Source organism: Micromonospora sp. WMMD961 (assembly GCF_029626145.1).
Classification (GTDB): domain Bacteria; phylum Actinomycetota; class Actinomycetes; order Mycobacteriales; family Micromonosporaceae; genus Micromonospora.
Genome location: NZ_JARUBJ010000002.1, coordinates 6,311,549 through 6,323,680 on the forward strand (window position 1 = coordinate 6,311,549; position 12,132 = coordinate 6,323,680).

Below are 12,132 nucleotides of genomic sequence, written 5' to 3' on the forward strand. Positions count from 1 at the left end.
GGCGCGGTCACATCGGTCAGCAACGGGTCGGCTGGCCGCCCCCGCGCAACGTCTCCAGAGCGGTCAATGCCTCGTCCAACGAACCCACCCGCAACAGCGGCAGATCCGGCTGTGGATTGCGGACCGCTTCGGCGCAGTTGTCCGCCGGCACCAGGAAAACCTTCGCCCCGGCACGCTTCGCGCCGACCAGCTTCTGCGCGATCCCGCCGATCGGGCCGACCGCGCCCTCGTCGTCGATGGTGCCGGTGCCGGCGATGACCTGACCGCCGGTGAGATCCGCCGGGGTCAGCTTGTCCACGATCCCCAGGGCGAACATCAGACCGGCGCTCGGCCCGCCGATGTCCCCCAGGTCGATGCCGAGCGTGAACGGGTGCGGCTGCTGCTGGTCGATCTCGACACCGATCCGCGGTCGGCCGTCCTGCTCCCGACTCGTCACCGCGACGGTGGCCGGCACGCCGTCCCTGGTGTAACCGATGGTCAACGCCGTGCCGACGGGCTTGGCCCGGACCAGCTCGGTGACCTTCGCGGCCACCGGCACCGGCTGACCGTCGACCGAGGTGATCACGTCGCCGGCCTTGAGGGCCCCGGCTGCCGGACCGTCCCCGGACACCGTCTTGACGACCACCTGCACCGGGAAGCCCAACTCCCGCAGCGCGGCGGTCTCCGCGCTGGTCTGCGACGCCTTGAAGTCCTCGGCGTTACGCTGCTCGACCTGCTCCGTCGACTCCCCGGGTGGGTAGACCAGCTCCCGTGGCACCACCGCCTCGTCGTCGGAGAACCAACCCGCGATCGCCCCCCGCAGCCGAACCGTGGGCTGCACACCCACCGTGGTCAGCCGCAGCTGGCCGGCAGACGTCGAGGTCTCCCGCCCGGAGACCTGGATGACCTCCTTGCCGTCGGCGGTACCCAGGGTGTTGACCGTCGGGCCGGGCCCGAGCACCACGTACGGGATCGGAACCCGGAGCACCCCGATGCTCAGCAGGGCGGTGAACAGGGCACCGAGCAGGACCGTCAGGCCACGACGTCTCATGCCGCAGAGCGTACCGACCGGTCGGTTGTCGCCCGCCGGATGCGCCACACGACTTCGCCCTCAGCGCAACGCCAGCGGCGGCGACCTGGGGCGCGGCCCGCGTACCGTAGACGTCGTGCCTGATATTCCGTTCGGTTTCGCGCTCCCGGGTGGGCAACCACCAGACCCCAACGATCCCGCGCAGATGCAGCAGTTCATGTCGCAGTTGCAGCACCTGCTCTCCGCGCCGGGCAGCGGGCCGGTCAACTGGGACCTGGCCCGGCAGGTAGCAGCCAGCCAGCTCGCGGCCGCCGGCGACCCGGCGGTGTCACCGTATGAGCGCAACGCGGTCGAGGAGGCGCTGCGCCTGGCCGACCTGTGGTTGGAGCCGGCCTCGGCGTGGCCGTCGGGCATCCAGTCACCGGTCGCCTGGAACCGCAATGAGTGGATCTTCAAGACGCTGGACGTGTGGCGCAAGCTCTGCGACCCGGTCGCCAGCCGCATGGTCGGCGCGATGGGCGACCTGGTGCCGCCGGAGGCCCGCGCCCAGCTCGGCCCGATGCAGTCGATGGTCGCCACCCTCGGTGGCGCGCTCTTCGGCGGCCAGCTGGGCCAGGCCCTCGGTTCGCTCGCCGCGGAGGTGCTCTCCGCCGGCGACATCGGGCTGCCGCTCGGCCCGGCCGGCACGGCCGCGCTGATCCCGGCCAACATCCGGGCGTACGGCGAGGGCCTGGAGCTTCCCGAGGACGAGGTCCGCCTCTACGTGGCGTTGCGTGAGGCCGCCCACCAGCGGCTCTTCCAGCACGTCCCGTGGCTGCGCGGGCACGTGCTCAGCGCAGTCGAGATGTACGCCTCGGGCATCCGGGTCAACCGGGAGGCGATCGAGGAGGCGATGGGACGGGTCGACCCGACCGACCCGGAGTCGATGCAGGCGATCGCCCTGGAGGGGATCTTCACCCCGGAGGACAGCCCCGCCCAGAAGGCCTCGCTGGCCCGGCTGGAGACCGCGCTAGCCCTGGTCGAGGGTTGGGTGTGCCACGTCGTGGACAGCGCCGCCAGCGACCGGCTGCCCAATGTCGTCCGGCTGGGCGAGGCCTTCCGCCGTCGCCGGGCCGCCGGCGGCCCCGCCGAGCAGACCTTCGCGGCCCTCGTCGGGCTGGAGCTCCGCCCGCGCCGACTCCGCGAGGCGGCGGCACTCTGGGCGGCGCTCACCCAGCACCGCGGCATCGAAGGCCGCGACGCCGTCTGGGGGCACCCGGACCTGCTCCCGTCCGACGACGACTTCGCCGACCCGGTCGCGTTCGCGATGAACGACATGGACCTGAGCGAGCTGGACAGCTTCGACTTCACCGCACCCGGTGGGGCCGAGGAGAAGGCCCCCGGCAATCCCGACGAGACCGACGGCGAGGACGACACCAAGGCGTGAGCCTGCGGCCCTGACGTCAGAGTTCGAACCGGGCGCCCCCGCACGCCTGGGCGGGCGCCCGGCCCAACTGGCCTTAGCGGGCCGGGCGGCCTTGACCTGCGGCGGGGCGGACGGCCGGCCAGTCAGAGCGGGTGGCTGGTTGCGTGAGTATCAGACGGGGCGACCCGAGCCGGAGAGCAGGGCGCGCGTCGCCTCCCACCCTTCGAAGGACGGGTCCAGCGTGGCCAGGTCCGCTGGGCCGCGCAGTCGCCGCCAGCCGGCGGTGACCGCGACGTCGCCGGGTCGGGGGGCACCGGAGCGCACGTCCGCCGGCGTCGCCGTGTCCAGGTCCAGCGGGGGGACCCAACCTGGCACGGGCAGCCGTACCGCCACCCCGAGCAGGCCCGGGCCGCCGCCGTCGACCGGCGCCACCGCGACGGGTCGGGTGGTGAGCGGGCGCAGCAGCTTGCCGACAGTCAGTGCGGGCAGGTCCGGCACGTCACCCACCAGCACCGCCGCCTGGTCGTAGCCCTCCAGCGCGGCGAACACCGCGTTCGGCGTCGGATCGGCCACCTCGTGCACAGCGGTCCCGGGCCAGACCAGCGCGTCGGCCAGCGCCCGGTCGGCCGGGGTGACCGCGACTGCGATCTCCACCTCGTTGAGTGTGGCGAGCAGGTCGATGACGTCTTCGGCGAGAGCCGCTCGCCACTCCGCCCGGTCGACGCCGGGCGGCGACCAGTGCACCGGCCCGAGCAACGCCACTACCACCCGTCGTGCCACCCCCCGACCCTAGCGCCCCACTCCGAGCGGATCAGGTGGCGAGGGGCGCGCAGGAGGCGGCGGCTACGCCTTCGAGGTAGCCGCGGGCGCGTTCCGCCTTGGGATAGCGGCCGACCAGCGCCCAGAAGCGGGCGTTGTGGCTGGGCACGATGAGGTGCGTCAACTCGTGCAGCAACACGTAGTCGATCACCCAGTCGGGCATTTCCTGGACCCGGTGCGAGATCCGGATGCTGCGGTCGGCGGGCGTGCAGGAGCCCCACCGGCCGTTCTGGTTGGTGACCCAGCGGACGCTGGCCGGCACCGCCTTGGAGGCGTATTCGGCGAGGTGGAGGTCGAGGAGCCGGGTGGCCCGGGCCAGCAACTCGGCGTCGGAGCGGGCCAGGCGCCCCTCCCGGGCGGCGAGCCGGGCGAGCATCCGGTCGACCCACTCGCTCTCCTCGGCGCGGGAGAACTGGTCCGGGATGAGGACGACGACCCGCTCACCGTCACGGTACGCAGACACCGTGCGTCGTCGGCGCTGGCTGCGCCGCACTTCGACGACCGGCTTACGCGTCCCCGCCATCACTGGCCCGCGCAGCCTCGGCTACGTGTCACGAGGGAAAGCTAATGCGTACTGACCAGGGGTCCGCAAGAGTCAACCGCGCGACACGCGCCCGGAAAGTGGTGATTGGTCGCCAGGCGTCCGGAAAATTTCTTGACAGCGACGCCGTCCGGCCGTCTCGTCACCCTTCGTGAATGCCGAGGGCGGTGTTACGCGACACCCTCTCACCGTAGGTGATCGCCGTCCTGGACGCAGCCGCAGGGGCACCCGCACGGGTGGCTGTGAGGGTTTGGTCGGCGTGTCCCCGCCAAACTGACTTATCCGACCTATTTCGCCGTGCACACTCTCGACGTCGACTTGCTCACAGTGTCGATGCACAGCTGACATGGAACTGCCCAGACCTGGGTAGGGTCCGCGGACCAGCGGTCACGAAGGTGGCCGCGGAGTGATACCCAGCGCCGGCGCCCCGCGTGGCCCGCCGCCGGGCACCCCCGCCGGGACGGCATCGACCGGCGGACGAGACGAGGAGGGCACCGTGGCCGACCAGGCCCAGACGACCTACAACGGTTACTGCGTGAAGTGCAAGGAGAAGCGGGACTTCGAGGGGCACGTCGAGGTCTCGAAGACCGGAATGAACATGGCCAAGGGCAAGTGTCCGGTATGCGGGACAACAGTGAACCGCATCCTGGGCAAGGCCAAGGTCTGACCCGTACGGCTGACGGGGCGGGGCGGCCGGTGGCTGCCCCGCCCCGTTGCCGTCCGGCACCGCCCGCAGATGTCGGGTGACCGACAGCCGCCCCGGCGGGCTGTGGAAAACCCAGCCAAACCTGTGGACAAGGCTGGACAGAGGCCTGAGTGCCTGTGGACAACGATCGACCGAACGCTAAGTTGCGATCACGATCAGCGACCATGAGCCGCACCGCACTGCCCCGCCCCACACTGCTGCCCGGCCTCAACCGGCTCTGGCGGGACCGGCACACCCTCCAGCTCGGCGTCGGGCCGGGCCCCGCCGTGCTCCTGGAACTGGCCAACCCCCGGGCCGCCTATCTGCTCGACCTGATCGACGGCACGCGCAGCGAGCGCACCGTGCTGGCGCAGGCAGCCACCGTGCGGGTCACCGCCGACGAGGCGCGCACGCTGCTCGACGCCCTGCGTACGGCCGGTCTGCTGGTGCCCGCGCACACCCTGCTCCCTCGTGACCTCGCCGGCCCGGTCCGCGCCCGACTCGCGGCGGAGGCGGGCGCTCTGGCCCTGATCGCGGCCCGACTGCCCGGCACCCCCGCGCAGGTCCTGCGTCGGCGGCGAACCGCCCGGGTGGCGCTCACCGGCACCGGGGCGCTCGGCGGGTCGTTGACGGTGGCGTTGGCCCAGGCCGGCGTCGGGCAGGTGGTCCCCCAGCTCACCGGCCCGGTACGTCCCGTCGACCTGGTCGGCACCGGCATCCCCGCCACCGAGCTGGGCCACCCGCTGGCACCGGCGGTGCGCGCTGCCGTCAACCGCGTCGCCCCGGGCACCGGCACCCGCGCGGCCAGGGGCGGCCGGACGGACCTGGTGATCCAGCTCGGCACGGACCGGCCACCCGCGTTGCTCGCCGCAGGCCTCGCCCAGCGGCGGCAGCCACACCTGCTGGTCACCCTCCGCGAGGGCGTACCGGTCATCGGGCCGCTGGTTCGCCCACCGGCCGGGCCCTGCCTGCACTGTGTCGAGCTGCACCGGGCCGACCGCGACCCGGACTGGCCCCGGCTCGCCGCTCAGCTCGCGGCCACCGAACCGGTCGCCACCGGCGCTACCAGCACGCTGCTCGCCGCCATCGGGTACGCGCTGGCCGAGGCGCTGACGCAGCTCGACGGAGGTCAGCCCGAGACGCTGGGCGGTGCCATGGAGATCACCGGTGCCGGCCGTTTCCGTCGTCGGGGATGGCCGCCGCACCCGGCCTGTGGATGTTCCCGGGGCCGAGTGTCCGCACCAGCCCGGGCGCAGACCAGCAGCGGAGCCCTTCGGTCGGTAACAATGACCGGGTGACCGACATCCCGCGCCGCGCCGTGTCCCGCACCGCCAAGCTCGCCGCCCTACCGCTCGGCTTCGCCGGCCGGACGGTCCTCGGCATGGGAAAGCGCGTCACCGGGCTCGCCTCCGACGTGATCTCCGCGGAGATCCAGCAGCGCACCGCCGAGCAGCTGTTCAGCGTGTTGGGCCAGCTCAAGGGCGGGGCGATGAAGTTCGGTCAGGCGCTGTCGGTCTTCGAGGCGGCGCTGCCGGAGGAGATCGCCGCGCCCTACCGTCAGGCGCTCACGAAGCTCCAGGAGGCGGCACCACCGCTGCCGGCGGCCAGCGTGCACAAGGTGCTGGCCGAGCAGCTCGGCCCCGACTGGCGGGACCTGTTCGTGGAGTTCGACGACACCCCGGCCGCCGCCGCCAGCATCGGCCAGGTGCACCGGGCCCGGTGGCGGGAGCCGGGGTTCGACGAGTCGGGTGCGCCGAACAGCCGCGACGTCGCGGTCAAGATCCAGTATCCGGGTGCCGGCGAGGCGCTGCTCAGCGACCTCAAGCAGCTCTCCCGCCTGGGCGGGATGTTCCGGGCCATCCAGCCCGGCCTGGACGTCAAGCCGCTCCTGGTCGAGCTGCGCGAACGGATCACCGAGGAGCTGGACTACGAGCTGGAGGCCGAGTCGCAGCGCGCCTTCGCGGCCGCGTACGCCGACGACCCGGAGATCTACATCCCGCAGGTGATCAACGCGGCGCCCCGGGTGCTGGTCACCGAGTGGGTGACGGGCACCCCGCTGGCCGACATCATTCGCGAGGGCACCGAGGAGGAGCGGGACGAGGCGGGCCGGTTGATGGCCACCCTGCACCTCTCCGCTCCGCAGCGGGCCGGGCTGCTGCACGCCGACCCGCACCCGGGCAACTTCCGGCTGCTGCCCGACGGCCGACTCGGGGTGATCGACTTCGGCGCGGTGGCCCGGATGCCGGAGGGCACGCCGGAGCCGATCGGTCGCATCGCCGCGACAGCCCTGCGCGGCGACGCCGACGAGGTGGTGGCGGGGCTGCGCGCGGAGGGCTTCATCGGCTCCGCCGAGGAGATCGACGCCGAGGGCGTGCTCGACTTCATCCGTCCGATGCTGGAGCCCATCGCGGCGGACGGGTTCCGGTTCACCCGGGCCTGGCTGCGGGCCGAGGCGGGCCGACTGGCCAGCCCCCGCTCCCCCACGTACCAGCTGAGCAGGCAACTCAACCTGCCGCCGTCGTACCTGCTGATCCACCGGGTGACGCTCGGGTCGATCGGGGTGCTGTGCCAGTTGGAGGCGAAGGCTCCGTACCGCAGCATCCTGGAGCGCTGGCTGCCCGGCTTCGCGCCGGTCGCCTGACGACGTGACGAAGGGCGGGTGCCGGTCGGCACCCGCCCTTCTGCGTGTAGTGGTACTAGAGAGCGCCCAGGTCGCGCGCCGACTGGTGGCGGCTGTTCATGGCGACGGTACGGGCGGATCGGGTTGCCTCAGTGCTCGTGGTGGTACGACCGGCCTGAGGCCGGAGCATTCGAGCCCGGGACAACGCTTCGTGGAGTAGTTGCATCTCGAAGGCTCCACTCGGGGCGTTGAACATCGTCTTCTCGCTCACTGCCGGCGTGACACCGGCGTAGTTGGTACGGATCGGGAACATGTCAGGCTGCCAGCCGGACCGCGCCACGCACCTCGGACAGCCCACTGGCCGCCAGGCGCGCCTCGGCCTCGACCCGAAGCTCGGCGTCACGGGCGACGTCCTCCTTACGCGGACGGCCACGGGGCCGCTTACGCGGGACGACCGCGCCACGCTCGAAGATCTCGCCGCCCCAGACGCCCCAGGGCTCCGCTCGCTCAACGGCTCCAGCCAGGCATTCGACGCGCAGCGGGCAGTCCCCGCAGAGCGACTTGGCCAGCTCGAGCTCGGTGGGCGAGTCGGAGAACCACAGGTCGGGGTCGAACTTCCGGCAGGGCAGGTTCGCCTCCATCTCGACGCTCATGTCGAGGGGGGCCAACGCCAGACTCATCTCCCGGTCACCTCTCTCTCACTTCGATCTCGTGGATCGCATTCCGACGTACTTACGGCGGGCAAAAAATTGAGGCCGCGGATCCCGGTTACGGGTTCCGCGGCCTCGAGGTGAGCCGGTGTCTGATGGTCAGACCGGTCTACCTCGAGGTGGAACGCCGCGGACATCCATGCGCTTCTTGGCGACCTGGATGCCATTGCCCGTGAAGCCACTGGTCCCCTCGACTCCGACGGGCGCGACGGTCAGGGTCAGCTCGGCCTGAACCTGGTGCACCTGCGGAACCGACGGTCGTGCAGCCGTGAGGGCCACCCGGACAGCCGACAGCGGAGCGTGGACAGACGGCATCGCCGCCAGACGCTCATAGGTGAAGATCTTCACGGTGCCACCTCCCTCACGTTCCTCGACTCGACTGAACCAACCCCCGTGAGCAGCCGGAATGGCGCCGCTCGCGTGGTGTGTCCTGAGGCTATTCCTCGCGCCGGGGCGAGGGCAAACGAATTTACGACGAGATTTCGAAAGTTTTCTCCGGGCAGACGTCGTCCACCCCCGCGCCCCCCACCAGCGCCAGCACCGACTCCCCGTAAAGACCCAGCTTGCGGGGGCCGATACCGGCGATGGCGATCAGCTCCTCGGACCGTCCGGGCCGCCGCTCCGCCAACGCGATCAGCGTCGCGTCGGTGAAGACCACGTAGGCGGGGACCTTCTGCGCCGCGGCCACCCGTTGCCGCCACTCGCGCAGCCGTTCGTGCAGCTCGTCGTCGATGTCCGACGGGCAGGTGGGGCAGCGTCCGAGCTTGCGGTCCGGGCCGGCGAGCAGGGTGGCGCCACAGATCCGGCAGGAGACGATCTGGGTCCGACGCCGCTCGGCACGGCGGGCCGGACCGGTGCCGCCGGCCGCCCGCTCCGCGCCGCCGGAGCGGTCCAACTGGGGCAGGAAACGCGACGGCCGCCGGGCCCGCCCGCCCGGCGAGCGTGCGGCGGCGTACGACAGCCAGAGCCACTGCCGCGCGCGGGTGATCCCGACGTAGAGCAGCCGACGCTCCTCCTCGACCTGCTCGACCGTCTTCGCGTACGTGGTGGGCATGGTGCCCTCGGCGAGGCCGACCAGGAAGACGGCGTCCCATTCCAGCCCCTTGGCCGAGTGCAGCGAGGCGAGGGTCACCCCGTCCACCGTCGGTACGTGCTGCTGGGCGGCGCGGCGGGCCAGCTCCTCGGTGAAGTCGGAGAGGGTGACGGGGCGTTCCACCGACGCGGCCTCGCCGATCGGCACCACCTCGGGGCTGGCCGCGTACTCCTCGGAGAGTTGGACCAGCGCGGACAGCGCCTCCCAGCGTTCGCGGGCGGCGCCACCGGCCGGGGGTGCGTCCGGGGCCCAGCCGACGGCGGTGAGCGCCTCGACGACGGCGGCCGGCAGCGGCGTCTCCCCGGGGATGGACCGGGTGGCGGCGCGCAACGCGACCATCGCCTGACGCACCTCGGCCCGCTCGAAGAACCGCTCCGCGCCCTGCACGACGTACGGCACCGAGGCCTCGGTGAGCGCCTTCTCGTACGCCTCAGACTGCGCGTTGACCCGGAACAGCACGGCGATCTCCTTCGCCGGTGTGCCCGCGTCGATCAGCGCCCGGCAGCGGGCAGCCACCGCGTTCGCCTCGGCCGGCTCGTCGGTGAAGATTCGCAGGTCCGGCTCGGGGCCGGGTGGGCGCTGGCCGCTCAACTCCAGGCGCAGGCGCGCCTCGGTGCCTCGGGCCTGGGAGATCACCGCGTTGGCCAGCCCGACCACCTGTGGGGTGGAGCGGTAGTCGCGGACCAGCCGGACCACTGTGGCGTTGCGGTGCCGGCGGGGGAAGTCGACGAGATACGCCGATGTCGCCCCCGTGAACGAGTAGATCGTCTGGCTGGCGTCGCCGACCACGGTCAGGTCGTTGCGGCCGCCCAGCCAGGCGTCGAGCAACCGCTGCTGGAGCGGGTTGACGTCCTGGTACTCGTCGACCACGAAGTGCCGGTACTGGCCGCGGACCTGCTCGCCGACGTCCGAGTGCTCCTCGATCCCCCACACCGCGGCACGCAGCATGTCCTCGAAGTCGATCACGCCGTTCGAACGCTTGAGCTGCTCGTACGCGGTGAACACGTCGGCCACCTTCGCCGGCTCGTGCGGGGTGTCGCGCAACGCCCGGGCAGCGGACACCACGTAGTCAGACGGCTCGACCAGCGACGACTTCGCCCACTCGATCTCGCCGGCCAGGTCGCGGGCGGCGGCGCGGTCGGCGCGCAGGCCGACCCGGGCCGCGGCGAGGGTGACGAGTCGCACCTTGCTGTCCAGCAACTCGGGCATGGCGCGGCCGGCCAGGAGACGGGGCGCGAAGTACCGCACCTGCCGCAACGCGGCGGCGTGGAACGTACGCGCCTGGACGCCGCCCACCCCGAGGACGCTGAGTCGGCTCCGCATCTCGGCGGCGGCGCGGGCGGTGAAGGTGACCGCGAGGACGTGCCGGGGGGATATCTCACCGGAGAGTGCCCGGTGGGCGATCCGGGAGGTGATCGCCCGGGTCTTGCCGGTGCCCGCGCCGGCCAGGATGCAGACCGGGCCGGCGGGGGCGGTCACGGCGGCGCGCTGCTCCGGGTCCAGCCCGGCGAGCACCTGTTCCGACGCTGAGTGAACCACCACAACCAGGAATCATCTCAGCTACCCGCAGCGTTGCAGCGAACGGCCTCGGCTTGATCGGCAAGCCGCGGCCGGAGGAGTTGGAGGATCCGACCGTGTTGACGATGTATTCCACCCCCTGGTGCGGCTACTGCCACCGGCTGAAGTCGCAGCTCGACCGGGAGGGCATCGGTTACGAGGTGGTCGACATCGAGCAGGACCCGAAGGCCGCGGAGTTCGTGATGAGCGTCAACGGCGGCAACCAGACGGTGCCGACCCTGCGCTTCGACGACGGCAGCGCCCTGACGAATCCCTCGATCAACCAGGTCAAGCAGCACCTGGAGACCCTCACTGCCTGACCGGCCAGTTCACCGTCGGCGAGCGGCCGCCCCACCCGGGCGGCCGCTCGCCGTGTGTCGGGGGCCGGTCAACCTGGTGGCGGCCGGTGGGGGCCGGTCGCCACGGGTCGGCCGGCGCTGTCCTCGGCCGGTCGCCGGGGGGCCGGGATCCCCGGGCGGGCCGGCGTCGGTCGACGGGTGCCGGCCGGGGTGCTCAGGTGCCGGCCCCGCCAGAGATAACTGCCGGCGATCAGGGTGGCCAGCCCGACCAGCGCGAACAGCATCCGGTAGTCCAGGAACCCGACCAGAAGGGCACCCGCCCCGATGGAGAACGCCTGCGGCCCACTGACCACCGCCTGGGTGGCCGCGGCGACCCGGCCGACCAGCGTGGGCGGCGTCCGACGCTGGATCAGCGTGTGCAGCCCGACCATCGTCAGCGGGATCGAGACGCCGGCCAGCAGCACGGCCGCGAAGCCGAGCCGGATATCGGGGTACGCGAGCGCCAGCGCGGCCGGGGAGAAGAAGGCGACCCCGGCGGCCAGGGTGCCGACCTCCCCGAGCCTGCGGACCAGCGCCGGTGAGCAGAGCCCGCCGAGCAGCCCGCCGACGCCCTGCACGGTGACCAGCACGCCCACGAATGCGGCATCACGGTTCAACCCCTGATCGACGTAGGCGAAGATGAGCGACTCGCTGAAACCCATCACCAGCGATCCCAACCCGTAGCCGAGCAGGGCGCGACGCAGGGCCGGCTCACCGGCCAGGTGCCGCAGACCTGCGCCCAGCTCTGCCGGCCAGCGCAGCCGCACTGTCGATGGCACCTGCGGTGGGGTGGGCAGGGCGGTGACCACCGCCGCGGCGGTCAGAAATCCGACGATCCCGATCCCGGCCAACGCCCCTCCGCCGAGCGCCGCGTAGAGCGCCGCGCCGGCCAGCGGACCTATCAACCGCATCCCCTGGCGTACGGTCTGCAACAGGCCGTTCGCCTCGGCCAGCAGCTCGACCGGCACCAACTCCCGGATGAGCCCGCTGAGCGCCGCGCCGAGCGTGATGGACGACAGCCCGTACAGGGCGGCCACCAGGTAGACGACCCAGACGTCTCCCGCGTCCCGGACGGTGAACAGCGGGATGAGCAGGGCGGCGGTGACCACGTTCGCGGCCACGAAGAACGGACGGCGCGGATACCTGTCGACGAACCAGCCGACGAGCGGTGCCAGCATCATCGGCGCGATGACGGCGAAGATGGTCGCGCCGGCCAACCCGTCCGAACCAGTCAGATCCTTCACCCAGATGGCGAGCGCGAGCAGCAGGATCGACTCGGCGGTCATGCTGGCCAGCAGGCCGCCGAAGAGCAGGCGGAAGTCGGGTCGGCGCAGGACGGTGCGCATGGGGTTCCT

At 72.1% G+C, this 12,132-nt stretch carries 12 protein-coding genes; 5 read left to right on the forward strand and 7 right to left on the reverse strand.

Going from position 1 to position 12,132, the window contains the following annotated elements; genetic code table 11:
* Nucleotides 1–16 precede the first annotated feature (16 nt).
* Nucleotides 17–1,030 carry a PDZ domain-containing protein gene (locus O7614_RS28785; RefSeq protein ID WP_278141529.1) on the reverse strand — a complete coding sequence of 338 codons (1,014 nt, stop codon included), beginning with the start codon at nucleotides 1,028–1,030 and terminating at the stop codon, nucleotides 17–19.
* A 184-nt stretch (nucleotides 1,031–1,214) separates the two neighbouring features.
* Between O7614_RS28785 and O7614_RS28790 the strand changes: the two genes are divergently transcribed.
* Nucleotides 1,215–2,435, forward strand: coding sequence for a zinc-dependent metalloprotease (locus tag O7614_RS28790; protein WP_278142420.1), 1,221 nt, complete (start codon nucleotides 1,215–1,217; stop codon nucleotides 2,433–2,435).
* A gap of 150 nt (nucleotides 2,436–2,585) precedes the next feature.
* Here O7614_RS28790 and O7614_RS28795 read toward each other — a convergent pair whose 3' ends face one another.
* The gene (locus O7614_RS28795; RefSeq protein ID WP_278141530.1) at nucleotides 2,586–3,194 is read right to left on the reverse strand and encodes a hypothetical protein; all 609 of its coding nucleotides are present in this window, start codon (nucleotides 3,192–3,194) and stop codon (nucleotides 2,586–2,588) included.
* A 31-nt stretch (nucleotides 3,195–3,225) separates the two neighbouring features.
* The gene (locus tag O7614_RS28800) at nucleotides 3,226–3,756 is read right to left on the reverse strand and encodes a M48 family metallopeptidase (protein WP_278141531.1); all 531 of its coding nucleotides are present in this window, start codon (nucleotides 3,754–3,756) and stop codon (nucleotides 3,226–3,228) included.
* Between the two features lie 514 nt (nucleotides 3,757–4,270).
* Here O7614_RS28800 and O7614_RS28805 point away from each other — a divergent pair.
* The 3 genes from O7614_RS28805 (at nucleotide 4,271) to O7614_RS28815 (ending at nucleotide 7,100) form a co-directional block, all read left to right on the forward strand.
* Nucleotides 4,271–4,441, forward strand: coding sequence for a DUF5679 domain-containing protein (locus O7614_RS28805; protein ID WP_167457767.1), 171 nt, complete (start codon nucleotides 4,271–4,273; stop codon nucleotides 4,439–4,441).
* 203 nt (nucleotides 4,442–4,644) lie between these two features.
* Nucleotides 4,645–5,757, forward strand: a complete 1,113-nt coding sequence (locus O7614_RS28810) for a TOMM precursor leader peptide-binding protein (RefSeq protein ID WP_278141532.1) — start codon at nucleotides 4,645–4,647, stop codon at nucleotides 5,755–5,757.
* On the forward strand, nucleotides 5,754–7,100 hold the full coding sequence (locus O7614_RS28815; RefSeq protein ID WP_278141533.1) for an AarF/ABC1/UbiB kinase family protein: 1,347 nt from the start codon (nucleotides 5,754–5,756) through the stop codon (nucleotides 7,098–7,100). Before O7614_RS28810 ends, O7614_RS28815 begins: the two co-directional genes overlap by 4 nt.
* Nucleotides 7,101–7,393: 293 nt before the next feature.
* On the opposite strand, the gene O7614_RS28820 is transcribed toward O7614_RS28815, so the two are convergent.
* From O7614_RS28820 to O7614_RS28830, 3 genes are all read right to left on the reverse strand, one after another.
* Nucleotides 7,394–7,759: a WhiB family transcriptional regulator gene (locus tag O7614_RS28820; RefSeq protein ID WP_030490434.1), complete on the reverse strand. Its 366-nt coding sequence runs from the start codon at nucleotides 7,757–7,759 to the stop codon at nucleotides 7,394–7,396.
* 129 nt (nucleotides 7,760–7,888) lie between these two features.
* A complete protein-coding gene (locus O7614_RS28825; RefSeq protein ID WP_278141534.1) occupies nucleotides 7,889–8,137 on the reverse strand; it encodes a hypothetical protein in 249 nt (82 codons plus the stop codon).
* A gap of 121 nt (nucleotides 8,138–8,258) precedes the next feature.
* Complete coding sequence (locus O7614_RS28830; protein ID WP_278141535.1) at nucleotides 8,259–10,424, reverse strand: ATP-dependent DNA helicase UvrD2; 2,166 nt, start codon at nucleotides 10,422–10,424, stop codon at nucleotides 8,259–8,261.
* Between the two features lie 92 nt (nucleotides 10,425–10,516).
* Between O7614_RS28830 and O7614_RS28835 the strand changes: the two genes are divergently transcribed.
* Nucleotides 10,517–10,759 carry a mycoredoxin gene (locus O7614_RS28835; RefSeq protein WP_278141536.1) on the forward strand — a complete coding sequence of 81 codons (243 nt, stop codon included), beginning with the start codon at nucleotides 10,517–10,519 and terminating at the stop codon, nucleotides 10,757–10,759.
* A 68-nt stretch (nucleotides 10,760–10,827) separates the two neighbouring features.
* On the opposite strand, the gene O7614_RS28840 is transcribed toward O7614_RS28835, so the two are convergent.
* Nucleotides 10,828–12,123 (reverse strand): MFS transporter, encoded by a 1,296-nt coding sequence (locus O7614_RS28840; RefSeq protein WP_278141537.1) that lies wholly within the window; start codon nucleotides 12,121–12,123, stop codon nucleotides 10,828–10,830.
* Nucleotides 12,124–12,132 lie beyond the last annotated feature (9 nt).

Bases quoted from the DNA above. Each gene is read 5' to 3' on its own strand.
- O7614_RS28785 (WP_278141529.1), bottom strand. From the start codon at position 1,030: ATGAGACGTCGTGGCCTGACGGTCCTGCTCGGTGCCCTGTTCACCGCC.
- O7614_RS28790 (WP_278142420.1), top strand. From the start codon at position 1,215: ATGCAGCAGTTCATGTCGCAGTTGCAGCACCTGCTCTCCGCGCCGGGC.
- O7614_RS28800 (WP_278141531.1), bottom strand. From the start codon at position 3,756: ATGGCGGGGACGCGTAAGCCGGTCGTCGAAGTGCGGCGCAGCCAGCGC.
- O7614_RS28810 (WP_278141532.1), top strand. From the start codon at position 4,645: ATGAGCCGCACCGCACTGCCCCGCCCCACACTGCTGCCCGGCCTCAAC.
- O7614_RS28820 (WP_030490434.1), bottom strand. From the start codon at position 7,759: ATGAGTCTGGCGTTGGCCCCCCTCGACATGAGCGTCGAGATGGAGGCG.
- O7614_RS28840 (WP_278141537.1), bottom strand. From the start codon at position 12,123: ATGCGCACCGTCCTGCGCCGACCCGACTTCCGCCTGCTCTTCGGCGGC.